We start from the raw sequence: 20,090 nt of genomic DNA, 5'->3' as shown, positions 1-20,090 counted from the left end.
CGCTGGTGGCGCTTGGTTACTTGCCCAAATGGGGGTTGGCTAACTGACCGGTTCTCCCCCTCTTTGAGGGGGAGTCAGAGGGGGTGCGGCCCCAGTCTATCCAGCTCCACCTGACCTCCCCTTTAAACGGGGGGCTCAGGTTGCCTTGCTTTTCTTCTCTGCCTGCTTTGCCTCGAACGCCTGCAGCTGCTCTTGCGTGGCCGGTGTCTGGTATTTGGCTTTCCACTGCTCGAAGGGCATGCCGTAGACCTGCTCGCGGGCCGCGTCGTAATCCAGTGACAGGCCGCGCTCTTCGGCGGCGGCCATCAGCCACTTGGACAGACAGTTACGGCAGAAGTCCGCCAGGATCATCAGGTCAATGTTCTGCACGTCCTTGTGTTCATCAAGGTGCTGAAGCAGCCGGCGAAAGGCGGCGGCTTCCAGCTCGGTCTGGGTGGCGCTATCAAAGGAGGTCATAACAGGCTCCGGGTCTGCCTACGGATCGCGGGGTGGGTTATGGTGGGCAGAGTGGGGGCGAATAACAAGAGGCAACCATGGCACGCAATCGCCGCATCGGCTGGGTGAGCCGATTCACCAGGCATGTTCTGATGGCCGCGTTGTTAATGATGCTGGCCGCCTGCGGCATGACCAGCGAAGAGCGGCGCGTGGCCTGTTACCTGCAGGGCTGGTTGCAAGCGCGCATGCCAGGCCACTGGCAGGTGGAGCGGGTGGTAATGATCGAGCGCGAAGGGCGCATCGGCACGCCCAGCCAGTATCGTTACCGGCTGCGGGTATCGCTGAGGATGCTGCAGCCCCAGGCCGATGTCCGTTACCGGGACCCGCAGCGCAAGCTACTGGTCACCGACGTGGCCCTGCCGGCGGGGACCGTGGTGACGCTGCCGGCGACCATGACGGTCACGGGCCGCGACGGGCAGCAGGTATCGGTGACCATGAACCCGCGGGTGCTGCCGCGCACCCTGTCCCGCCAGGCGTTGGCCCACCGTTATCCCGGTTGGCAGGCCATCACCACCGGCAGCCCGGCCTGGCAAACGCTGGTCGACGACATCCGGGCACAACTGGCCGCATTGAAGCAGCAACAGCAGCAGGCGGATACAGTGCTGGCCGAGCTGGCCCAACGCCAAGACAGTCTGGCCGCCGACCTGACCGAGCTGGAGAGCGATAACGGCCTGGAGCCGGGCATGGCCGAGCCGGTGGAGCGGCTCACCGATACCCTGCGTCAACTGCAGCGTCGCCAGGCAAAGGCGCAGGCGCAGCAGCAGGCCCGGCAAACACAGCGCCGGGCGCTGGAGCAAAAACTGGAGGCGCTGGACGCGCCGGCCGGCGAATAGCTGTCTGTTGATCACCGGCTCCGGTATCATCGCCTTGCCGATTTGCAGTCCGGAATAAGTCCATGTTTGAAATGACCGTCAGCCCCCGTTTTTATGAAACCGACGCCTTTGGCCACGTCAACAACACGGTGATTACCGGCTGGTTCGAAACCGGTCGCGAGCCGTTGTTCCAGCTGTTCAGCCAGGGCAATGAGGACCCGGCCTCGCTACCGTTGATCCTGGCCCGGGTGGAAGTGGATTTCGTGGCCCAGACCTACTATGGCCAGCCGGTGACCCTTCGGGCGGCTATCGAGCGCATCGGCAATGCCTCCTTCGTGGTCAGTCAGCAGGCCTGGCAGCAGGGCAAGCTGGTGGCCCGGGGCAAGGCAGTGCAGGTCTACTTCAATCATGATACCCAGGCCTCGCAACCCTTGCCGTCGCACTTTCGCGAGGCCCTGCAGGCTCACCGGGAGACCCTGCCGGAAACCTTCTCGCCGGCGTGACAGGGCGGCGGCCATGATGGCCGCCGACATGGGCAGCATGCGGCCGTAAAGCCGTATGCTGCCGGCACGGCAGGCACAGCAAAAGGACGCCTTATGGCCTTCAAGGGAACGCAACACTACGACCATCAGCGCCCGCAACGCATCGGTGTGCTTATCACCAACCTGGGAACGCCGGATGCGCCCACCAGCGCAGCCTTGCGTCGCTATCTGAAAGAATTTCTGTCCGATCCGCGGGTGGTGGAGGTGCCGCGCCTGCTGTGGTTCTTCATTCTGCGGCTGGTGATTCTGGTGATCCGCCCGCCCCGCTCCGCGGCGGCCTATCGCAAGGTCTGGACCGAGCAGGGCTCGCCTCTGCTACTGCACACCCGCGACCAGGCCGAGGGTCTGAGTGAGCGGCTGCGCGCCCATTATGGTGACGACCTGGTGGTGGAGTTCGCCATGCGCTATGGCCAGCCCTCCATCAGTGCGGCGCTGCAAAAACTGGAAGACCAGGGCGTGCGTCGGCTGCTGGTGCTGCCGCTGTACCCGCAGTATTCCGCCTCCACCAACGCCTCCACCTTCGATGCGCTGGCGGCGGACTTTGCTGGTCGGCGCTGGTTGCCGGACCTGCGTTTCATCAGCCACTACCCGGACTACTGGCCCTACATCGATGCCATGGCCCGGCATATCGAGGCCTACTGGCAGAGCCACGGTCGCGCCGGCAAGTTGCTGTTCTCCTTCCATGGCGTGCCCAAACGCTACCTGCTTAATGGCGACCCCTATTTCTGCGAGTGCCATCAGAGTGCCCGCCTGCTGGCCGAGCGTCTCGGGCTGCAGGACGATGACTGGCAGGTAACTTTTCAGTCCCGTTTTGGTCGCGAGGAATGGCTGCAGCCCTACACCGATCACACCCTCAAGGCGCTACCCGGCCAGGGCGTGAAATCCGTGCAGGTATTCTGCCCGGGGTTCAGTGCCGACTGCCTGGAAACCCTGGAAGAAATCGATGAGGAAAACCGTGGCTATTTTCTTGCCGCCGGTGGTGAACAGTTCGCTTATATCCCCGCACTCAATGCCGAGCCGGTGCACCTGGATGCCCTGGCGCAACTGGTGGAAGATAATCTGCAAGGATGGGAGCGGCCGGACAACAGCCCGGCCGTGCGTCAGGCCCGCGCCAAACGGGCGTCTAAGGCAGGTTAAGCGCTGAGCTGACGAATCAGTTCGTCAGTGAACTCGGTGGTGCTGGCGCGCCCGCCCAGATCTGGAGTGACCACTTCCCCCTGGCCAACCACGTGGCGAATGGTGCGGCGTAGTTGTTTGGCCTTGTCGTGCATCTCGATGTAATCAAGCATCATCGCCCCGGCCAGCATGATGGCGGTGGGGTTGGCGATGCCCTTGCCGGCGATGTCCGGCGCGCTGCCGTGGACCGCCTCGAACAGGCCGCCGTGTTCACCGATGTTGGCCCCCGGTGCCACGCCAAGGCCGCCGATCAGCCCGGCGCACAGGTCGGAGAGGATATCCCCGAACAGGTTGGTGGTGACGATCACATCAAAGCGATGCGGGTTCATGGCCAGCTGCATGGCGCAGGCGTCCACGATCATCTCTTCGTGTTCCAGGTCCGGATAGTCTTCACGCACCTTGCGCGCCACATCCAGGAACAGCCCGGAGGTGGACTTCATGATGTTGGCCTTGTGCACCACGGTGACCTTCTTGCGGCCCTGCTTGGTGGCGGTCTCGTAGGCAAAGCGCAGCAGGCGCTCGGATTCGGTGCGGGTGATGCGGCTGCGCAGTTCTGCGGTTTCGCCGTCGTCGCTGACGGTCTGGCCCAGACCGGAGTAGATCCCTTCGATGTTTTCCCGCACGGTCATGATGTCCACGTTGTCATAACGGGATTTCACGCCGGGAATGGATAGTGCCGGGCGCACGTTGGCGAACAGGTCGAAGGTTTTGCGCAGGGTCACATTGACCGAGGTGAAGCCACCGCCTACCGGGGTGGTGATTGGCCCTTTCAGTGCCAGCGGGTGGCGGCGCAGGGTCGCCAGGGTTTCTTCCGGTACCAGGTCCAGCCCCTGATCCAGGGCGGTCTGCCCGGCGATGGCGTATTCAAACTTGAGCCCGCAGTCCAGTGCTTCCAGTACCCGTACAGTGGCATCCACGATGTCTGGCCCGATACCATCACCGGGAATGACCGTTACGGTGTTATCACTCATACCACTCTCTCCTGAACGCGTTGGGGGGAACACTATTGTGCGCCTCACAGGTTGCAAAATGAATGCCGACCAAGGTCGAGGTGATGGCGGAATGCGTCGTCAGTCGCCGTCTTCCTCTTCCAGTCGCCGTGGGCCGGGGCCGTGGTCGGCCAGCACGTCGCCGGGGTTGCGCAGGCGGCAGGCATTGATCGACAGGCAGCCGCAGCCGATGCAGTCGGTGAGCTGGTCACGCAGCTGGGTGAGTGTCTGGATGCGCTGGTCCAGCTGGTGACGCCAGCGGGCTGACAGGCTCTTCCAGTCGCCGGCATTGGGCGTACGGCCTTCGGGCAGGGATGCCAGGGCCTCGGCCACCTCCGCAAGTGGAATGCCGATGCGCTGGGCTACCTTGATAACCGCCACCCGTCGCAGCACGTCACGGTGATAGCGGCGCTGGTTGCCGGCGCTGCGCCAGCTGTGAATCAGCCCCTTGTTCTCGTAGAAGTGCAGCGTGGAGACCGGCAGGCCGCTGCGCTCGGCCACTTCGCCGACGCTGAGGGGGTGATGAAGGGTTTCCGGGGTGACCCGAGCCATGACGTTTGACCTCAACCAATATTGAGGTATTAGGGTGGGCGTTTCCGCTTTGTCGTGCAAGCCAGGGCGAGAAACCGGTAATCACAGCGGCGCTCCGCTTGTGCATAATGGGGCACGGCCACCCACTGCCCGTTGACCGGCCGCAAAGGAGAGTACGCGTGAGCGCAGTCATATCCGTCAACAATCTTAGCAAGATCTATGAGTCCGGCTTCCAGGCCCTGAAAAACGTCAACCTGGACATCAATGCCGGCGAAATCTTCGCCCTGCTGGGCCCCAACGGCGCCGGCAAGACCACCCTGATCAGCATTATCTGCGGCATCGTCAACCCCAGTGACGGCGCTGTCCTGGCCGATGGCCATGACATCGTTCGTGACTACCGCAAGGCGCGTAGCAAGATCGGCCTGGTGCCCCAGGAAATCGCCACCGATGCCTTCGAGTCCGTGTGGGGCTCGGTAAGCTTCAGCCGTGGCCTGTTCGGCAAGCCGCGCAACGATGCTTATATCGAGAAGGTGTTGCGTGACCTGTCCCTGTGGGACAAGAAGGACAGCAAGATCATGATGCTGTCCGGCGGCATGAAACGCCGGCTGATGATTGCCAAGGCGCTCTCCCACGAGCCGAAAATTCTCTTTCTGGATGAGCCCACCGCCGGGGTGGATGTGGAGCTACGCCGGGACATGTGGGAAATGGTGCGCAAACTGCGCGAGCAGGGCGTGACCATCATTCTCACCACCCACTACATCGAGGAAGCCGAGGAAATGGCTGACCGGGTCGGTATCATCAACCACGGCGAAATCGTGCTGGTGGACGAGAAGACCCGCCTCATGCAGCAACTCGGGCGCAAGCAGCTCACTGTGCACCTGGCCGCGCCCATGGCCGCCATCCCGGCGCCGTTGAGCAACCTGCCGCTGACCCTGGCGGATGACGGCATGGCGCTGGTTTACGACTACGATGCCAACCAGGAGCGCACCGGCATCGAGGAGCTGCTGCGCACCCTCAATCAGCACAACATCGAATTCAAGGACCTGCATTCCCGGCAGAGTTCGCTGGAGGATATCTTCGTGGATCTGGTCAAGAACGGCGTTAACCGGGAGGCAATGGCATCATGAATTTCTACTCCATCCGTGCCATCTACAAATTCGAAATGGCCCGTACCTGGCGCACGCTCATGCAAAGCGTGGCCTCGCCGGTGATTTCCACCTCGCTGTATTTCATCGTCTTTGGCTCGGCCATCGGCTCGCGCATGGTGGCCATCGATGGCGTCAGTTATGGCGCCTTCATCATTCCCGGCCTGATCATGATGTCGCTGATGACGCAGAGCATTTCCAATGCTTCCTTCGGCATCTACATGCCGACCTTTTCCGGCACCATCTACGAGGTGCTGTCGGCGCCGGTGTCGGCGCTGGAAATCGTCATCGGCTATGTCGGCGCCGCGGCTACCAAGTCCACCATTCTGGGCTTGCTGATTCTGATTACCGCGCGCCTGTTCGTGGACTACCAGGTGCAGCACCCGGTGATGATGCTGGCCTTTCTGGTGCTCACCGCGGTGACCTTCAGCATGTTCGGTTTCATCATCGGCGTGTGGGCGGATACCTTTGAAAAACTGCAGATCATTCCGCTGATGATCATCACACCGCTGACATTCCTGGGCGGCAGTTTCTATTCCATCAAGATGCTGCCGGAGTTCTGGCAGACCGTAACCCTGTTCAACCCGGTGGTTTACCTGATTAGCGGTTTCCGCTGGAGTTTCTTCGGCGTGGCGGATGTGCACATGGGAGTCAGCCTGGGGATGACACTGGTGTTTCTGCTGGTGTGCATGCTGGCGGTGTGGTGGATCTTCAAGACCGGCTACAAGCTGAAAAGCTGACCCGCGAGCCGGGCTGACAATTGCAGCCCGGCGCCAGTCGTGGTTAATTGAATGTTGTGGGGAGATGGTATTCCTCCCGGTCGCGCGGCGACCAAACCACTGTGCCTGGCACAGTTGATGATGCCTGCCAAACGTGTCGGGGGACACGGGGTGCAGGCTGCCTGCGTGTTTCCCGCCGGACGTTCACTCAACTCAGGAAAAACCGATGTGGTTATCTGTTGTTGCCATTGGTGCCGGAGCGGCAATCGGCGCCAACCTTCGCTGGCTGCTGGGCATGTGGCTTAACGCCCTGTTCCCGGCCATTCCTCCGGGCACGCTGGCGGCCAACCTGCTTGGCGCCTGGCTGATCGGCATGGCCATCGGCCTGTTTGCCTGGCTGCCTCAGCTGGCGCCGGAATGGCGCCTGTTTCTGATCACCGGCATGCTCGGTGCGCTGACCACCTTTTCCACCTTTTCGGCGGAAATGTTCACCAACCTGCAGACCGGCCGCTGGGGCATGGCCTTTGCCGGCATCGCCATCCATGTGGTCGGCAGTCTGTGCATGACCGGCCTGGGCATGGCCACCCTGGCCCTGATCCGCAACCTGATGGGAGCCGCACGATGAACAAACTGAAAACCGGTTATGAAGTCATCTTTATCGCGCCCCAGAATCGCCGTCACGAGGGCAAGCTGGTCACCGACCGGGTGATTGAGGAGGCCGAAAAGCTGGGTCTGCACCGGGTCACCAAGCGCAGTGATCTGGAGGGCACTGGCCACAGTGGTCACACCCATGCGGCGCACTTTTTCGAGCTGGCCGACCAGCCCATCGAGCTGATCTACCTGCTCGATGACGCCACCGCCGACAAGCTGATAACGGCGGTGGATGCCGCCGGTATTCCGGTCTTTTGCGTGCAGTGGCAGGCCGCGTTCGGCGAGCTTGGCGGGTAATCAGGCAGTGGCGTCAGGAGGTGGCGTTGCCGGCGTCAGGCCGGCGCCACCAGTTGTTCGCCGCGCAGGCGGTTCACATCCGCCCGGGGCGGTGCGCCGAACATGCGGCTGTATTCGCGGCTGAAGTGAGACGGGCTTTCATAGCCCACCCGGTAGCTGGCAGTGGCCGCCTCCAGCCCTTCGGTGAGCATCAGACGGCGCGCTTCATGCAGACGCAGCTTCTTCTGGAACTGCAGCGGCGACATGCGCGTCACCTGCTTGAAGCTGTGGAACAGGGACGACTCGCTCATGTTCACCTGGTCGGCCAGGTCGCGCACGCGCAGCGGCTCGGTATAACGGTGCTTGAGCACCGCAATCACCTTGGAAATCCGGTTGGCCTGGCTGTCGGCGGTGGCGAACTTGCGCATGCGCGCGCCCATCTCGCCAATCAACGCCCGGTACAGAATTTCGCGGAACGCCAACGGTGCCAGCACCGGAATATCATCGGGCTTGTCGAGCAGGCCCAGCAGGCGAGTCAGGGCGTTGCCCATGGCCTCATCCATTTGTGCAATACACAGCCCGCAGGTGATTTCCGGGCAGGGCGAGTCCGGATCGACGCTGTCGATCTTGTCGCCCAACTCCAGCACCAGCTCGCTGACCTGCTTCGGGTCCACGGTAATCTTCAGGGCCAGGTAGGGCTCGTCCTCACTGGCATCAATGACCTGGCCCAGCACCGGCAAGTGCACGGAGCTGGCCAGATAGGTCAACGGGCCATAAACGATCTGCCGGTCGCCCAGCTGGATGCTCTTGCTGCCCTGGATGATGAACACCAGCGACGGGTCATACACCGAGGACATGCAGCTGCTCGGCACATGGGAGCGGAACAGCTGCACACCGGTAAGCGCCGTGGGGTTCGGTTCGCCGGCCCGGAGCGCATGCCGGGAGACAATGTCGGCAAGCGCGGTGGCGATATTGCCGGCGGCGATGTTGCTGGAAGATGCCATACCCACTCCCTGAAGCAGTCTGAATGGCCGTATACAGGCCAGGGGCACCAGTATAAGCACGGGGTTTGCCGGAAAGGGCGCTCGGCGGGCAAGGTTTGCAGGATTGGGCAATCACCTCGCAGAAATGAGCAATCAGGCAAGCCGCCGGCGAGGATGGTGCAACCGCGCCGGGCTTTGCGGAACCTGCACCATGGTACGCGGCCTTCCTGCACATTTCCCGCAGAATTGATGAAATAACCGTGACATATCGGTGACATCATGCATTTTCAGTCGGCGCCAATTGCCTGAAACCCGCGTGCTGGGGGCTTTTCAGGCACGATGAGGCTCCCGGTTGTGCCCCTGCTTGCGCTCAAAGTCTGGAGAATCAGGCAATCACCGGGCAGTAACCGGATACCGCCGGTGGGGCCGGCCTGGCTATTCTGGCTGCCATGATCGGGTGAGGGGAAGCGGCCCCGGCGATTTGCACAGGCGCCGCCGGCCGACCCGGGTTCCAGGGGCGGCTTTCTTTTCGGTGCCACTATTGACCTCAACTTAACTTGAGGAATTAACGTGTCGCCGAATCGGGGGCAAAACGTATCGGACCTGTCGTTCCTGCCCGCCCGTCACAACCCTAACCGTCTCAACGGGAGCAAGAAGTCATGGAAACGATCAATGCCGACAGTGCCGGTGGGGCCGGCCTGTTTCTGGGAATCACGTTGCTGGTGCTCGCCGCGGTAATGCTGGCGGGCTGCGATGCCCGCAGCGAAGCGGCGCCGGCCATGCAGGCACCGGCGGTGGATGTGGCCACCGTGCAGGCCACCCCGGTGACCGTGTGGGGCAGTTTCACCGGCCGCGTGGCCGCCCCGGAGACCGTGGAGCTGCGCCCCCGGGTCAGCGGTTATATCAACAAGGTGGCCTTTGAAGAAGGCGCCATGGTGGAGCAGGGCGATCTGTTGTTCGAGATCGATCCGCGCCCCTATCAGGCCAGGGAACGTGCTGCCCGCGCGCGCCTGGCCACCGCCCGCAGCGAACTGTCGCTGGCGGACAGCGAGGCCGGCCGCGCCAAACAGCTGCTCAGCAGCCACGCCATTTCCCGCGAGGAATACGACCGCCGCAGCGCCGCGCAGGCCAATGCCCGGGCCCAGCTGGACGAGGCTCGCGCCGCGCTGGACAGCGCCCGGCTGGACCTGGAATACACCCGTGTCACCGCGCCGATTACCGGCCGGGTGGGGCGGGCCTACGTGACCCGCGGCAACCTGGCCAGCAGTGACCAGACATTGCTGACCACGGTGGTGTCGGTGGACCCGCTCTACGTCTACTTCGACAGCAACGAGCAGACCGTGCAGCAGAGCCCGGATTTTTTCCAGCAGGGAAAAGGCCCGGCGGTGCATATCGGCCTGGCTGGCGAGCCCGGTTACCCGCATCGTGGCCAGGTGGACTTCATCGACAACCGCCTGAACGCCAGCACCGGCACCCTGCAGTACCGGGCGGTGGTGGCCAACCCCGCTGGCACTTTTAAGCCGGGCCAGTTCGCCCGGGTGGAAATACCGGTGGCCCAGCTCAGCGACGCCCTGCTGGTGGACCAGAAAGCGGTACTCACCGACCAGGACCGCCGCTACGTCTATGTGGTGGACAAGGACAACAAGGTGGCCCGCCGCGACGTGCAGCCCGGGCGCCGGGTGGATGACCTGCTGGTGATCCGCGATGGCCTCAAGCCCGGTGACCGGGTGGTGGTCAATGGCGTGCAGAAGATCTTCGGGTCCGGCATGCCGGTGGTGCCCCAGGACGTGGCCATGGCCAAGCCGGACAGCAGCTCGCAGCTGGCTGCCATGCCCTGACCGTCTGTTAAAACCGTCAGGTCGTTTATTCAGGTAACGCCCCTCTCCCCTTGCGGGAGAGGGGCTGGGGGAGAGGGGGCGAGGCAGAGACCGAATCAATGCCAAATCATTGAGATGTCGTTGCCCCCTCTAACTCCCCCTCAATGAGGGGGAGAACTCCCTCCCCTGCCAAGGGGAGGGCTGGGGTGGGGTCGCTGCCAAGCTGGCCTGCCTCGCTTGCCGCAATCCCGTATCATGATCACAACCTGCCAACGGAATTGTTCATGATCGTTCGCGACCGCCCCAATGCCTTTGCCCTGCTGATCACCCTGCGCGGCTCCATCGTGCTGGATATCCTGCCGCACATGTTGCTGGTGGCGCTGTTTGCCGCCGGGCTCACTGCCGCCCATCACTATGGCTGGCTGGATATCAGCAGCCTGACGGTATTGCCGATCACGCTTCTGGGGTTGGTGCTGTCGATCCTGCTCAGCTTCCGCAACAACGCCTCCTACGAGCGCTGGTGGGAAGCGCGTAAACAATGGGGGCAGATGGTCTACGAGATTCGCAGCCTGGCCCGGGCCAGTGCGTCACTGCTGGGCGACGGGCATCCGGCGCGCCGGCGCATACTCTCTCTGGTACTGGCCCATGCCCACGCCCTGCGTGGGCAACTGCGCGGCGAAGATGTCAGCGACACACTGACAACCTGGCTGAGCAAGCAAGAGCTGCAACATGTGCAGGGGCTGCGCAATGGCGCGGAGGGGTTATTGCAACAGGTGGGTGGTGAGCTGGGCGTGCTTTATCGCGAGGGCGCACCGGATTCGGTGGGGCTGCAAATGCTCAACCATCATGTCACTGCCCTCAGTGGCATCCAGGCGGCCTGCGAACGGATTGCCCATACCCCGTTGCCGTTCGCCTATACCCTGCTGGTGCATCGCACCGCCTACATTTACTGCTACCTCTTGCCGTTCGCTCTGGTAGGGGCGGTGGGCTGGGCCACGCCGGTGTGCGTGGCCGTGGTGGCCTATACCTTCTTCGGACTGGACTGCCTGGCCGAACATCTGGAAACACCCTTCGGGCGTGATGCCAACGACCTGCCGCTGGATTCCCTGTGCCGTATCCATGAAATTTCCGTGGCGGAAGCACTGGGCGACATCGCGCCGCCCCCGTTGCAGGTGGTCAACCACCAGCTGATGTAATTATGCCTCGCGCAAATTCTCCAGCATCTTGTGGGCCAGGCTCACGAAGGTGCTGACTTCCTCTTTGCTCATACCCTTGAGCAGACGTTTCTCCACCGCTTTTTCCGCCTCCACCGTACGCGCCATCAGCTCGCGGCCCGTGTCGCTGAGCGCCACAATCTGGCTGCGCCTGTCGCCGGGGTGGGGCGTGCGCGTGATCAGTGCCATGGCCTCCAATTCCTTGAGCAGCCGGGTAATCTGTGCCTTGTCGCGGCCGGTAATGGTGGCCAGCTGGTTGGCGGTACAATCCGGCTGGCTGCGGATCAGGTGCAGGGTGCGCACATGCATGCCGTTGAGCGGCAGGCCATAGTCGCGGATAGCGCGCTTGGTGCTGACCTTGAACTGGAAGGCCAGTTGCCACAGGGCATGGCGGATATCGGAGTCCGGGTTCATATGGTTGACTTTATCAATTAATTTGCTTTATGGTTGATATTGTCTACTAAATAGTCCGGGGCAACAACTTCGGCCCCATCGCCCTGCGAGGTTTCCCATGCCAAGACCGGCTCCCCGTATTCTCGAGGTGCGCCGCACTGAGTGTCTGACCCCCAACATGAAGCGGGTCGTGCTCGGTGGCGACAACCTGGATGACTTTCCCGAAGGCCATGAAAGCGCCAACTTCAAACTGCTGATCCCCCGCCCGGGGCAGGCCACCATCGCCCGCCCGCCCTTCGGCGATCTGCCCGAGCACGAACGCCCGGTGGTGCGCACCTATACCTTGCGCCACTTTGACCGGGGGCGCGGCGAGGTGGTGGTGGATTTCATGATGCACAGTGACCACGGCCCGGCCTCTCACTGGGCGGCCACCGCTCGCCCCGGTGACCGGGTCGGCTTCGCCGGCCCTGGCCAGCCCAAGTGGGTGGATCTTGAGGCGGACTGGTTTCTGTTTGCCGGCGACATGTCGGCCCTGCCTGCCATCGCCGCTAACATCGAGCGCCTGCCCAGGGGTGCCAAAGGCCATGCGGTACTGGAAATCATGGATCCGGCGGACAAACAGCCATTGCCGTTCCCGCCCGGATTGCAGGTGCACTGGCTCCTCAACCCGACCCCGTCACAACCGTCCACCGCTCTGGTGGATGCGGTCATCGACCTGCCCTGGCAGGCTGGCTCGCCGTCCGTGTGGGTGGCCGGTGAAAGCGGCGCCGTTCGCGCCATCCGCCGTTACCTGGTCAGCGAACGTGATATCCCGCGCCGGCGCCTCTATGCCAGCGGCTACTGGCAGATCGGCATGACCGAAGATGTTCACCAGGTGGCAAAACGCAAGGCCCCCTGACCCCCTCTAGCTCCCCCTCAACGAGGGGGAGGACCGTTTTTTGCTCCCTCCCCTGCCAAGGGGAGGGCCGGGGAGGGGGTGGCTCTCGTCAACACCGCCACCCCACCGTAGGCGCGACGCTGGCGCCGCTCCTGACAAACCGTCGTTACGTTTTGCCGGTACCGGTAAGGGGAATGATGTTGTTGGGGAATTCCCGGCTGGCCACCTCCCGGGAAAAATCCCGGGCCACCTGCGCAATGGTGCGGCTGGCGTGGGCGTACTGTTTGGAAAACGGCGGCCAGTAATCCCCCAGGCCCAGGGCATCATTGATCACCAGCACCTGGCCATCACAGTCCGGCCCGGCGCCAATGCCGATGGTGGGAATGCCCAGCTGTTCGGTGAGCCTGGCGGCCAGGCGGTAGGGCACATGTTCGATCACCAGCATGAAGGCGCCGGCGGCTTCGATGGCGCGGGCATCATCAAGAATCTGCTGCGCCTGGGTGTCGGTCTTGCCCACCTGCTTGAAACTGGTGGCGGTCTGCGGCGTCAGGCCGGTGTGGCCGACTACGGCAATGCCGGCGTCCACCAGCGCGCGGATCTCCGCTACCTTGGCGCCCTCCAGCTTGATGCTGTCGGCGCCAGCGGCCAGCAGACGGCGGGCGCTGGCCAGGGCGGTTTGCGGGTCGCGATCGGTGCGGTAGGGCAGGTCGCCGATGATATGTGTCTTTGGCGCGCCCCGGCGCACCGCGCCGATGTGGTATTCCATGTGTTCCAGTGTCACATCACGGGTACTGTCGAAGCCCATCTCCACCATGCCCACGGTATCGCCCACCAGAATCACCGGGATGCCCGCTTCCTCGATATTGCGGGCCACCGGGCAGGTATAGGCGGTGAGCATGGCAATCGGCTGGTTGCCCTTGCGGGCCTGAAAGTCCTTCGGTTGCAGAATCATGGGCTGTCCTCCAGTTGGGCGGTCAGGGTTTGCGTGTGGCGTTGGCGGCGTTGATCGTGCCCTGGGCCAAGGCCACAAGATGCGCCTGGCCGTCCCGGAAGGCAAATACCTCGCACTGGCACACGGCCTGGGTTTTTCCGGAGGCGATCACTGTGGCGCGGGCCTCCAGAGTCTCGCCGATGGCCGGGCGCAGATAATTGATCTTGTACTCAGACGTCACCGAATCGCCCAGCACGGAGCCTCCTGCATAGGTGAGGGCATTGTCGGCCAGGTAGCTGACCACGCCGCCATGCACAAACCCGTGTTGCTGCTTCAGCTCATCGCGCACGGCCAGTGTCAGCACCGCCTTGCCCGGTTCAAAGTCGGTGAGTTCCGTGCCCAGCAGGGCACTGAAAGGTTGGGACTGGAGAATCTGTTTGCCGAAATCGAGAAGGCTTTGTTCAGTCATGGGAATCCTGCCATTGCGAGTAAACCGGTTGATCCACACAGGCCAGCCAGGGCACATCCTGGCTGGCCCAGATGTGGGCGATGGGAGTCATGCCGGGGTCATCATCCAGCGTGGCGATGCGCACGATTACATGGGGCTGTTCAAGGCGCTCCGCCATCAGGTGCGAACCACAATGCCGGCAGAAATGACGCAGCTTGCCCGGTGAAGATTCAAAACTGGATAACGCCGAGGTGCCCTTCAGCCAGCGGAAGTGATTGCGCATTACCCCGGCGGTGGTGGCAAAGGCGGCCGCATGGGCCTTGCGGCAACGGTGGCAGTGGCAGTGCACCGGTGGCATGTCCAGACGGTCAATTTCGTACTGCACTGCCTGACACAGGCAGCTTCCTTTCAGGCCGGGCATGGCTGGCTCCATCGAAATGAGTCATCCAGTAAAAGCCAGCGCCTGATAAAAATCCATGGTGGCAGTCGTCAGTTCAGGCCTTGAGTATCAGCACCGAGCCACAACCGATCATCAGGCCGCCGCCCAGCCGGCGGGGCGCCGACGTGAGGCGGGCGGCCAGCCGATCATGTAGCCGCGAGGCCGCCCACACATAGCCCAGCTTGACGCCGCCCACGGTCAGTGTGGTCAGTGCCAGAATGATGAAGATGTCGGTGGCGGTCAGCCGGGTCAGGTCCACCAGCGTCGGTAGCAGGCTGGCATAGAAAAAGATTGCCTTGATGTCCCCCAGTGTGACCAGCAGCCCGGCGAGAAAGTCGCCGGCCGGGTGCTGTCCGGCGGAGGTACTGGCACGCGATTGTCGCAGCAGGCAGATGCCCAGCCAGATCAGGTAGGCGCCGGCCAGATATTTCACCGCCGTGAAAAAGGCGCCCAGTAACCCGGCGAGCATGGTCATGCCCAGCAGGGCCAGCATCACAAAGAGAAGATCCGCGCAGACAATGCCGGCGGTCACCCGCACACCCTGGCGTCGACCGGCGGTGGCGCTGCGCGTCACCACCAGTGCCACACTGGTACTGGGCATGGCCGCCAGCGGCAGCATGATGCCCACAAGTAGCAGGCAGTCAGTCAGCGACATGGGCGCTCCTTCACGGTGGAGCCGAGGTTTGAGCCTGTCAGACAGTGGCCGGGAATGCCCCGATTATGTCGCACTGGCCCCACAAGGTCTGCACCTGATCGCGGAACCGCTGCGGGTCGCCGTTACTGAAAAAGGCGGTCTGACCCACGGTGTCGGCTGAGGTTGGGCGCAGGCGGTTTTCCTGGCTCAGGCGGCGGCGGGTTTCCCGGGCCACCGCTTCCTCGGTGCTGATAATGGTCACGCCGGGGCCGGCCACCTCGGCGATCAGGGGTTTCAGGTGCACATAGTGGGTACAGCCCAGCACGATGGTATCCGCCCCGCGGTCCAGCAGGGGCTGAACATATTGCGCCACCACCTGCCGGGCTTGCGGGCAGTCCAGCTGCAGTGATTCCACCTGACGAACCAGTTCCGGGCAGGGCATTACTTCCATCTTCACATTCCCGGCCACCTTGGCCGCCAGGCTGAGAAAGGATTCGGTAACCAGCGTCTTGGGGGTGGCCAGCACGCCCACCACGCCGCTGCGGCTATTCAACACCGCCGGCTTGATGCCGGGCTCCACACCGATAAAGGGCAGGGCATAACGCTCGCGCAGGGCACGGATACAAGTGGTGGTGGCGGTATTGCAGGCCACCACGATGGCCTTGGCCTGCCGCGTGACCAGAAAATCGGTGACCGCAAAGGCGCGGGCCAGGATGGCCGCGTCGCTCTTTTCGCCATAGGGGGCATGGTGGGTGTCAGCCACATAGGCGATATCTTCCCCCGGCAACAGCCGGTGGATCTCGCGGGCAATGGGCAAGCCGCCAATGCCGGAGTCGAAAATACCAATGGAGCCAGTGTCAGCCATATTGTCGAGGGCGTTTCTGCCTTGCCTGTGGCGCATGAATACAGTTGGTGGACGGAAGGAAACTGGAAAATGCCGCGCATGGCAAGTGACGGGCACGACTTTGGGTGGTGTTAGCAGGCTCCGGTGAGGTTTTGCGGGGCGCGTAGACCTTATAAGTATTGACTTATATATAAGTGGGTGCTTATATGATTGGCATGACGCGATCACCGGAACAGGAAAACCGAATCTTCCAGGCGCTGGCAGACCCCAGCCGCCGGGCCATCTTTGAGGCCCTGACCCAGGGGGAGGCGGCGGTCAACGATCTCAAGGCGCGATTCCAGATTTCCCAGCCGGCGGTTTCACAACACCTGGCCAGTCTGCGTGAAGCGGGGCTGGTGGCCAGCCGGCGAGATGGGCGGCGCATTTATTACCGTATTGAACCTCAAGGTATGGAGCCGCTGATTGGCTGGATTGAACACTACCGGGCATTCTGGACCGAGCGCGTTGACCGTCTGGAGCAATTGCTGAACAGGATGGACCAATGAAGCTATCCGACATCACGGCACCGTCGCAGACAGAGGCGCTGACACTGGTTTTTGAACTGGCCCATCCGCCGGAAAAAATCTGGCGCGCGCTCACCATTCCTGAGCTCATGGCGGAGTGGCTGTTGCCAAGTACCGGCTTCAAGCCGGAAGTCGATACCGCCTTTACCTTCCAGGCGCCCCCCCAGGAAAATTGGGATGGCTTGGTACATTGCCGTTTGCTGGCGATCCATGCCCCCCGCCTGCTGCGTTACAGCTGGTGTGTCGGTGACCTGAACACGCAAGTCACCTTCACGCTTGAACCTGATGGCACGGGTACGCGACTGGTGCTGGACCACGCAGGCTTCGGGCGCGACCAGAACCGCAACTTTGCCGGTGCACGCCATGGCTGGAAAGCCATGGGGCAGAAGCTGGCTGATCTGCTGGACGAACAGGACTAACTGATGACAGGGAGCAAGTCATGAACATCACCTTATGGTTTTTGCAGACGGCACTGGCGCTACATACCGCCGTCGGAGCGATATGGAAATTTTCCCATTCTGCGCAGCAGACCATGGTGTCGTTGCAGGCTATCCCTCACAGTCTCTGGGTGGGCATGGCTATTGTCGAGCTGGTGGCCAGTGTGCTGTTGATCCTGCCGATGTTCAGTCGTCCGGCTGGCCGCCTGGTACCGTTGGCGGCATTGTTCATCATGCTGGAGATGCTGGTGTTCTGCCTGTTGTATCTGAGCGGTGGTCAGCAAGGTGTCGGCCCGCTGGCGTACTGGCTGGTGGTGGCGGCTATCGCCGCATGGATCGCCTACGGGCGTTACAAGCGAAAACCGTTGTAAAGGGAAGGCAATGGTAATGAAAAAGAACCCATCGGCAAGCGACGAAAACACCGCAGCGGATATAGATGCAATGATTCGGGCCCTGGGCGACTGGCGTGGCGAGGTGCTGGCTCGCCTGCGCGCCCTGATCCTTGAGGCCGTGCCGCAGGTGCGCGAGGAGATCAAATGGCGCAAGCCCAGCAACCCGGCCGGGGTGCCGGTATGGTCCTGTGGTGGCATTCTCTGCACCGGTGAAACCTACAAGGACAAGGTCAAATTCACCTTCATGAAGGGCGCTGCCCTGCCGGATCCGGCGGGGCTGTTCAATGCCAGCCTGGGCGGCAACGCCCGCCGTGCCATTGATATCAAGGCCGACGACAGCTTGGATGAGAGCGCCTTCAAGGCCCTGATCCGCGAAGCGGCCCGGCTCAACGGCTGACAGATTGCTAACAAAAAGACACCAAAGCCTGTCAGCGCATACCTGATATGGGTGATGTGTTGCCCCTGGCAGGCGGCTAGGCTCTTTTCAAAGCAAAGGTTCGCAGGGACGCGTTCGCCCTTGATGGGGGGGCAAGCCCGGCCGCCGGCGCATCCACCTGAAAGGAGCAAAAGCGATGACACGCAATCTGTTGGCAATCCTGCTGGGGCTGACCCTGGCCTGCGGGGCCTGGGCAAGCGGAGCCCTGGCAATTGATAGCAATCAGGGCGATCAGTACGGCTTCAGCTACAACTACAGCACCATACAGCAGGCCCAGGCCAGGGCACTGAGTGAATGCGGCTACGGTTGCCGCGTGGTGCAAACCTTCTCCCGCGGCTGCGCCGCCTATGCCGCCGACCAGAGCCCCGGCAGCTCCGTGTACGGTTGGGGTACCGCCTCCAGCGGTGGGCAGGCCCAGAGTACTGCCATGCAGTATTGCATCCGCCAGGGTGGGCGTAACTGCATGGTGCGGGCATGGGGGTGTGACTCGAACTGATCAGGAAGATGTCAGCCTGACAGTGACAGAGCAGGACCGACTTTGTCTGATGCGTGTTCGCCAAACAGGTCGGTCTTGCTGTCAAAAGACTATGAAATCCATGAAGTCATGCAGACATGGACGAGCCATAGTTCTGCCAGAAAAAAGAAAAGGCTCATGACCAGATCAAAGGTAACCCAGAGTGCTGATCTGGATTGGTATTCCTGGACGAGCCGGCTTCGATAAGATGAAGAAAGAATGAGGCCCCAGATACGGTAAAGGTAAGGAAAGCTGCTTCCAATTTGGCCAATGAATTCCAGAAGGTCAGACATGGTTTTTGCCATTCTCACTTTTATGGGTGGTGCTGGTTCCGGAGCCACAACCTCTCTTCCTGAGATGCCCTTGATCCCTCTACGAAAATGCTGCCACATCAAAAGGACTCGATGTAATGGCAAATGTCTTACATGGGAGCGTGGCAAGCGCGGCTTTCTGGAGCGGAAAATCGCCGGGCAGGGAGGGTCTGCCCGGCGGGGTGGGTCAGTCTTTCAGGACTTCGAACTTGAGGCCGGCGTTGTTTTGCAGGCGGTTTATCAGGGCGTCGCCGAGCAGGGTGGCGGTGGTCCAGAAGCCGCCGGGCTTGTCGGCGGGGACGTCCTGGGCCAGGCAGGCAGCGGCCTGGCCGAGCATTTTGGCGGTGGAGCCGTAGCCCGGGTCGGCGTCGCCGGTGACCTTGGTCTTGAGGGTGTTGCCGCCGGCGGTGTGGCCGATGAAGCGCACGTCGTAGAAGCCGGCTTTCTGGGCTTCCGGGCTGGGGCCTTCGCCGGGTTGCGGCACCACGAACTTGTTGAGTAGCCAGCGGCCGGGTTTGAGGGTGGCGGTGCCGAAGAAGGCGCCGAGACCCACGCCCATGCCGGCGGCCTTGAGGCGGCCGCTGGTGCCCTTGCCGGTGAGCATACGCTCGCTGTAGGTAAAGTTGTCGCCGTAGGCGTTGCCGCTGAGGGCGTTGGAGCGGTGCACGATGCGGCTGTTGATGGCCTCCATCACGAACGGGGTGCTCCAGGCGTCGAATTCCGGCTCGTAGCGGGTCAGGGTCATTTTCGGCTGACGGGCGTTAAAGGTATGGCCGGGCGGGCAGAGCAGGTAAGGGTCGGCGAGCTTCTTGCGCAGGGAGGGATCTTTGGTGATTTCCTCGGCGATGTTCATCATGCTGGCCACGGTGCCGCCGGAGACACCGCCCTTGGCCACTTTTACGCGCAGGGCCACGTCGGTGCAGGGCTCGCCGAACTGTTTAACGGCCTGTTGCTGCAGGAAGAACACGCCCATGTCCGAGGGAATGGAGTCGAAGCCGCAGCAGTGGACGATGCGCGCGCCGCTCTCTTTGGCGCGGCTTTCGAACTGTTCCAGCATGGCGGCGATCCACTGGGCCTCGCCGGTCAGGTCGCAGTAGTCGGTGCCGTTGTCCACGCAGGCGCGCACCATGGCATCGCCGTAGAGCGCGTAGGGGCCGACGGTGGAGATGACCACGCGGGTCTGTTGGCAGAGGGCGTCGAGGCTGGCGTCGTCGTTGGCGTTGGCGACGATCAGCGGCAGCCTGGCGGCGGCGCTGCCCAGTTTGGCGCGTACGCTTTCCAGTTTCTCCTGCGAGCGGCCGGCGGCGGCCCATTTCAGCTCGCCGTCCACGCCGTAGGTGTCGGTGTAGTACTGGCAGAGGATCTGGCCAACAAAGCTGGTGGCGCCGAACACCACTACATCATAGGTCGTGTCTGTCATGGAGCTTCCCTGTGAGCAAAACGTTGTGCTCATGCTACGCCTGCGAGCGGCGCTGGCAACAGGGCCGAAGGAATAAGGCGTTGAGCGGGTGGGTCAGGGGG

At 62.6% G+C, this 20,090-nt stretch carries 26 protein-coding genes and 1 riboswitch; of the genes, 15 read left to right on the top strand and 11 right to left on the bottom strand.

Annotation, left to right across the window (positions count from 1 at the left end; translation table 11 throughout):
- Nucleotides 1-135: 135 nt before the first annotated feature.
- Nucleotides 136-456, bottom strand: coding sequence for a DUF1244 domain-containing protein (locus A11A3_RS01285; protein ID WP_008927448.1), 321 nt, complete (start codon nt 454-456; stop codon nt 136-138).
- Nucleotides 457-533: 77 nt separating this feature from the next.
- Here A11A3_RS01285 and A11A3_RS01280 point away from each other — a divergent pair, with 77 nt between their 5' ends.
- The 3 genes from A11A3_RS01280 (at nt 534) to hemH (ending at nt 2,986) form a co-directional block, all read left to right on the top strand.
- Nucleotides 534-1,328: a hypothetical protein gene (locus A11A3_RS01280; RefSeq protein WP_008927447.1), complete on the top strand. Its 795-nt coding sequence runs from the start codon at nt 534-536 to the stop codon at nt 1,326-1,328.
- A gap of 62 nt (nt 1,329-1,390) precedes the next feature.
- The gene (locus A11A3_RS01275) at nt 1,391-1,810 is read left to right on the top strand and encodes an acyl-CoA thioesterase (protein WP_008927446.1); all 420 of its coding nucleotides are present in this window, start codon (nt 1,391-1,393) and stop codon (nt 1,808-1,810) included.
- A gap of 93 nt (nt 1,811-1,903) precedes the next feature.
- Nucleotides 1,904-2,986 (top strand): ferrochelatase, encoded by a 1,083-nt coding sequence (hemH, locus tag A11A3_RS01270; RefSeq protein WP_008927445.1) that lies wholly within the window; start codon nt 1,904-1,906, stop codon nt 2,984-2,986.
- Here hemH and A11A3_RS01265 read toward each other — a convergent pair.
- Together A11A3_RS01265 and soxR are read right to left on the bottom strand one after the other, a co-directional pair.
- Entirely contained in the window at nt 2,983-3,996 is a 1,014-nt protein-coding gene (locus A11A3_RS01265) for an isocitrate dehydrogenase (protein WP_008927444.1), read from the bottom strand. The genes hemH and A11A3_RS01265 overlap by 4 nt on opposite strands.
- Before the next feature lie 99 nt (nt 3,997-4,095).
- Nucleotides 4,096-4,566, bottom strand: coding sequence for a redox-sensitive transcriptional activator SoxR (soxR, locus tag A11A3_RS01260; RefSeq protein ID WP_008927443.1), 471 nt, complete (start codon nt 4,564-4,566; stop codon nt 4,096-4,098).
- Between the two features lie 158 nt (nt 4,567-4,724).
- Between soxR and A11A3_RS01255 the strand changes: the two genes are divergently transcribed.
- The 4 genes from A11A3_RS01255 to A11A3_RS01240 all read left to right on the top strand — a co-directional run bounded on the left by A11A3_RS01255 (nt 4,725) and on the right by A11A3_RS01240 (nt 7,357).
- Nucleotides 4,725-5,672, top strand: a complete 948-nt coding sequence (locus A11A3_RS01255; RefSeq protein WP_008927442.1) for an ABC transporter ATP-binding protein — start codon at nt 4,725-4,727, stop codon at nt 5,670-5,672.
- Complete coding sequence (locus A11A3_RS01250; protein ID WP_008927441.1) at nt 5,669-6,430, top strand: ABC transporter permease; 762 nt, start codon at nt 5,669-5,671, stop codon at nt 6,428-6,430. Before A11A3_RS01255 ends, A11A3_RS01250 begins: the two co-directional genes overlap by 4 nt.
- 51 nt (nt 6,431-6,481) lie before the next feature.
- Nucleotides 6,482-6,564, top strand: a riboswitch (Fluoride riboswitch).
- Nucleotides 6,565-6,635: 71 nt separating this feature from the next.
- The gene (gene crcB, locus A11A3_RS01245) at nt 6,636-7,034 is read left to right on the top strand and encodes a fluoride efflux transporter CrcB (RefSeq protein WP_008927440.1); all 399 of its coding nucleotides are present in this window, start codon (nt 6,636-6,638) and stop codon (nt 7,032-7,034) included.
- Nucleotides 7,031-7,357 carry a DUF190 domain-containing protein gene (locus A11A3_RS01240; protein ID WP_008927439.1) on the top strand — a complete coding sequence of 109 codons (327 nt, stop codon included), beginning with the start codon at nt 7,031-7,033 and terminating at the stop codon, nt 7,355-7,357. The genes crcB and A11A3_RS01240 overlap by 4 nt, the downstream gene beginning before the upstream one ends.
- A gap of 35 nt (nt 7,358-7,392) precedes the next feature.
- Here A11A3_RS01240 and A11A3_RS01235 read toward each other — a convergent pair whose 3' ends face one another.
- Nucleotides 7,393-8,340, bottom strand: a complete 948-nt coding sequence (locus A11A3_RS01235; protein ID WP_008927438.1) for an AraC family transcriptional regulator — start codon at nt 8,338-8,340, stop codon at nt 7,393-7,395.
- A 638-nt stretch (nt 8,341-8,978) separates the two neighbouring features.
- On the opposite strand from A11A3_RS01235, the gene A11A3_RS01230 reads away from it, so the two are divergent.
- Both A11A3_RS01230 and A11A3_RS01225 read left to right on the top strand, forming a co-directional pair.
- Nucleotides 8,979-10,157, top strand: a complete 1,179-nt coding sequence (locus A11A3_RS01230; protein ID WP_008927437.1) for an efflux RND transporter periplasmic adaptor subunit — start codon at nt 8,979-8,981, stop codon at nt 10,155-10,157.
- A 263-nt stretch (nt 10,158-10,420) separates the two neighbouring features.
- Entirely contained in the window at nt 10,421-11,332 is a 912-nt protein-coding gene (locus A11A3_RS01225) for a bestrophin family protein (RefSeq protein ID WP_008927436.1), read from the top strand.
- Here the strand turns inward: A11A3_RS01225 and A11A3_RS01220 are convergent, their stop codons facing one another.
- Complete coding sequence (locus A11A3_RS01220) at nt 11,333-11,764, bottom strand: MarR family winged helix-turn-helix transcriptional regulator (RefSeq protein WP_008927435.1); 432 nt, start codon at nt 11,762-11,764, stop codon at nt 11,333-11,335.
- A gap of 97 nt (nt 11,765-11,861) precedes the next feature.
- Between A11A3_RS01220 and A11A3_RS01215 the strand changes: the two genes are divergently transcribed.
- Nucleotides 11,862-12,641, top strand: coding sequence for a siderophore-interacting protein (locus A11A3_RS01215; RefSeq protein ID WP_040296552.1), 780 nt, complete (start codon nt 11,862-11,864; stop codon nt 12,639-12,641).
- Nucleotides 12,642-12,786: 145 nt separating this feature from the next.
- Here the strand turns inward: A11A3_RS01215 and panB are convergent, their stop codons facing one another.
- The 5 genes from panB to murI all read right to left on the bottom strand — a co-directional run bounded on the left by panB (nt 12,787) and on the right by murI (nt 15,937).
- A complete protein-coding gene (panB, locus tag A11A3_RS01210; RefSeq protein WP_008927433.1) occupies nt 12,787-13,572 on the bottom strand; it encodes a 3-methyl-2-oxobutanoate hydroxymethyltransferase in 786 nt (261 codons plus the stop codon).
- Nucleotides 13,573-13,594: 22 nt separating this feature from the next.
- On the bottom strand, nt 13,595-14,020 hold the full coding sequence (locus A11A3_RS01205; protein WP_008927432.1) for a PaaI family thioesterase: 426 nt from the start codon (nt 14,018-14,020) through the stop codon (nt 13,595-13,597).
- The gene (locus A11A3_RS01200; protein ID WP_008927431.1) at nt 14,013-14,420 is read right to left on the bottom strand and encodes a GFA family protein; all 408 of its coding nucleotides are present in this window, start codon (nt 14,418-14,420) and stop codon (nt 14,013-14,015) included. The genes A11A3_RS01205 and A11A3_RS01200 overlap by 8 nt, the downstream gene beginning before the upstream one ends.
- 73 nt (nt 14,421-14,493) lie before the next feature.
- Nucleotides 14,494-15,093: a LysE family translocator gene (locus A11A3_RS01195; RefSeq protein ID WP_008927430.1), complete on the bottom strand. Its 600-nt coding sequence runs from the start codon at nt 15,091-15,093 to the stop codon at nt 14,494-14,496.
- A 37-nt stretch (nt 15,094-15,130) separates the two neighbouring features.
- A complete protein-coding gene (gene murI / locus A11A3_RS01190; RefSeq protein WP_008927429.1) occupies nt 15,131-15,937 on the bottom strand; it encodes a glutamate racemase in 807 nt (268 codons plus the stop codon).
- 194 nt (nt 15,938-16,131) lie between these two features.
- On the opposite strand from murI, the gene A11A3_RS01185 reads away from it, so the two are divergent.
- The 5 genes from A11A3_RS01185 (at nt 16,132) to A11A3_RS01165 (ending at nt 18,240) form a co-directional block, all read left to right on the top strand.
- On the top strand, nt 16,132-16,461 hold the full coding sequence (locus A11A3_RS01185) for an ArsR/SmtB family transcription factor (protein WP_040296589.1): 330 nt from the start codon (nt 16,132-16,134) through the stop codon (nt 16,459-16,461).
- Nucleotides 16,458-16,898, top strand: a complete 441-nt coding sequence (locus A11A3_RS01180; protein WP_008927427.1) for an SRPBCC family protein — start codon at nt 16,458-16,460, stop codon at nt 16,896-16,898. Before A11A3_RS01185 ends, A11A3_RS01180 begins: the two co-directional genes overlap by 4 nt.
- A gap of 20 nt (nt 16,899-16,918) precedes the next feature.
- A complete protein-coding gene (locus A11A3_RS01175) occupies nt 16,919-17,287 on the top strand; it encodes a hypothetical protein (protein WP_008927426.1) in 369 nt (122 codons plus the stop codon).
- A 16-nt stretch (nt 17,288-17,303) separates the two neighbouring features.
- Nucleotides 17,304-17,705 carry a DUF1801 domain-containing protein gene (locus A11A3_RS01170; RefSeq protein ID WP_040296551.1) on the top strand — a complete coding sequence of 134 codons (402 nt, stop codon included), beginning with the start codon at nt 17,304-17,306 and terminating at the stop codon, nt 17,703-17,705.
- Nucleotides 17,706-17,880: 175 nt separating this feature from the next.
- Nucleotides 17,881-18,240, top strand: coding sequence for a DUF4189 domain-containing protein (locus tag A11A3_RS01165; protein ID WP_008927424.1), 360 nt, complete (start codon nt 17,881-17,883; stop codon nt 18,238-18,240).
- 516 nt (nt 18,241-18,756) lie between these two features.
- Here A11A3_RS01165 and A11A3_RS01160 read toward each other — a convergent pair.
- The gene (locus A11A3_RS01160) at nt 18,757-19,989 is read right to left on the bottom strand and encodes a saccharopine dehydrogenase family protein (protein ID WP_008927423.1); all 1,233 of its coding nucleotides are present in this window, start codon (nt 19,987-19,989) and stop codon (nt 18,757-18,759) included.
- Nucleotides 19,990-20,090 lie beyond the last annotated feature (101 nt).

Origin of the sequence: Alcanivorax hongdengensis A-11-3 (assembly GCF_000300995.1) — a bacterium.
GTDB classification, from domain to species: Bacteria; Pseudomonadota; Gammaproteobacteria; order Pseudomonadales; family Alcanivoracaceae; genus Alcanivorax; species Alcanivorax hongdengensis.
The sequence above is the reverse complement of the archived record's forward strand: the minus strand, read 5'-3'. Positions and strand labels throughout refer to the sequence as shown.

Excerpts from the sequence above, each read along its gene's own strand:
- A11A3_RS01285 (WP_008927448.1), bottom strand. The coding sequence starts at position 456 with ATGACCTCCTTTGATAGCGCCACCCAGACCGAGCTGGAAGCCGCCGCC.
- A11A3_RS01280 (WP_008927447.1), top strand. The coding sequence starts at position 534 with ATGGCACGCAATCGCCGCATCGGCTGGGTGAGCCGATTCACCAGGCAT.
- A11A3_RS01275 (WP_008927446.1), top strand. The coding sequence starts at position 1,391 with ATGTTTGAAATGACCGTCAGCCCCCGTTTTTATGAAACCGACGCCTTT.
- hemH (WP_008927445.1), top strand. The coding sequence starts at position 1,904 with ATGGCCTTCAAGGGAACGCAACACTACGACCATCAGCGCCCGCAACGC.
- A11A3_RS01265 (WP_008927444.1), bottom strand. The coding sequence starts at position 3,996 with ATGAGTGATAACACCGTAACGGTCATTCCCGGTGATGGTATCGGGCCA.
- soxR (WP_008927443.1), bottom strand. The coding sequence starts at position 4,566 with ATGGCTCGGGTCACCCCGGAAACCCTTCATCACCCCCTCAGCGTCGGC.
- A11A3_RS01250 (WP_008927441.1), top strand. The coding sequence starts at position 5,669 with ATGAATTTCTACTCCATCCGTGCCATCTACAAATTCGAAATGGCCCGT.
- crcB (WP_008927440.1), top strand. The coding sequence starts at position 6,636 with ATGTGGTTATCTGTTGTTGCCATTGGTGCCGGAGCGGCAATCGGCGCC.
- A11A3_RS01240 (WP_008927439.1), top strand. The coding sequence starts at position 7,031 with ATGAACAAACTGAAAACCGGTTATGAAGTCATCTTTATCGCGCCCCAG.
- A11A3_RS01235 (WP_008927438.1), bottom strand. The coding sequence starts at position 8,340 with ATGGCATCTTCCAGCAACATCGCCGCCGGCAATATCGCCACCGCGCTT.
- A11A3_RS01230 (WP_008927437.1), top strand. The coding sequence starts at position 8,979 with ATGGAAACGATCAATGCCGACAGTGCCGGTGGGGCCGGCCTGTTTCTG.
- A11A3_RS01225 (WP_008927436.1), top strand. The coding sequence starts at position 10,421 with ATGATCGTTCGCGACCGCCCCAATGCCTTTGCCCTGCTGATCACCCTG.
- A11A3_RS01220 (WP_008927435.1), bottom strand. The coding sequence starts at position 11,764 with ATGAACCCGGACTCCGATATCCGCCATGCCCTGTGGCAACTGGCCTTC.
- A11A3_RS01215 (WP_040296552.1), top strand. The coding sequence starts at position 11,862 with ATGCCAAGACCGGCTCCCCGTATTCTCGAGGTGCGCCGCACTGAGTGT.
- panB (WP_008927433.1), bottom strand. The coding sequence starts at position 13,572 with ATGATTCTGCAACCGAAGGACTTTCAGGCCCGCAAGGGCAACCAGCCG.
- A11A3_RS01205 (WP_008927432.1), bottom strand. The coding sequence starts at position 14,020 with ATGACTGAACAAAGCCTTCTCGATTTCGGCAAACAGATTCTCCAGTCC.
- A11A3_RS01200 (WP_008927431.1), bottom strand. The coding sequence starts at position 14,420 with ATGCCCGGCCTGAAAGGAAGCTGCCTGTGTCAGGCAGTGCAGTACGAA.
- A11A3_RS01195 (WP_008927430.1), bottom strand. The coding sequence starts at position 15,093 with ATGTCGCTGACTGACTGCCTGCTACTTGTGGGCATCATGCTGCCGCTG.
- murI (WP_008927429.1), bottom strand. The coding sequence starts at position 15,937 with ATGGCTGACACTGGCTCCATTGGTATTTTCGACTCCGGCATTGGCGGC.
- A11A3_RS01185 (WP_040296589.1), top strand. The coding sequence starts at position 16,132 with ATGACGCGATCACCGGAACAGGAAAACCGAATCTTCCAGGCGCTGGCA.
- A11A3_RS01180 (WP_008927427.1), top strand. The coding sequence starts at position 16,458 with ATGAAGCTATCCGACATCACGGCACCGTCGCAGACAGAGGCGCTGACA.
- A11A3_RS01175 (WP_008927426.1), top strand. The coding sequence starts at position 16,919 with ATGAACATCACCTTATGGTTTTTGCAGACGGCACTGGCGCTACATACC.
- A11A3_RS01170 (WP_040296551.1), top strand. The coding sequence starts at position 17,304 with ATGAAAAAGAACCCATCGGCAAGCGACGAAAACACCGCAGCGGATATA.
- A11A3_RS01165 (WP_008927424.1), top strand. The coding sequence starts at position 17,881 with ATGACACGCAATCTGTTGGCAATCCTGCTGGGGCTGACCCTGGCCTGC.
- A11A3_RS01160 (WP_008927423.1), bottom strand. The coding sequence starts at position 19,989 with ATGACAGACACGACCTATGATGTAGTGGTGTTCGGCGCCACCAGCTTT.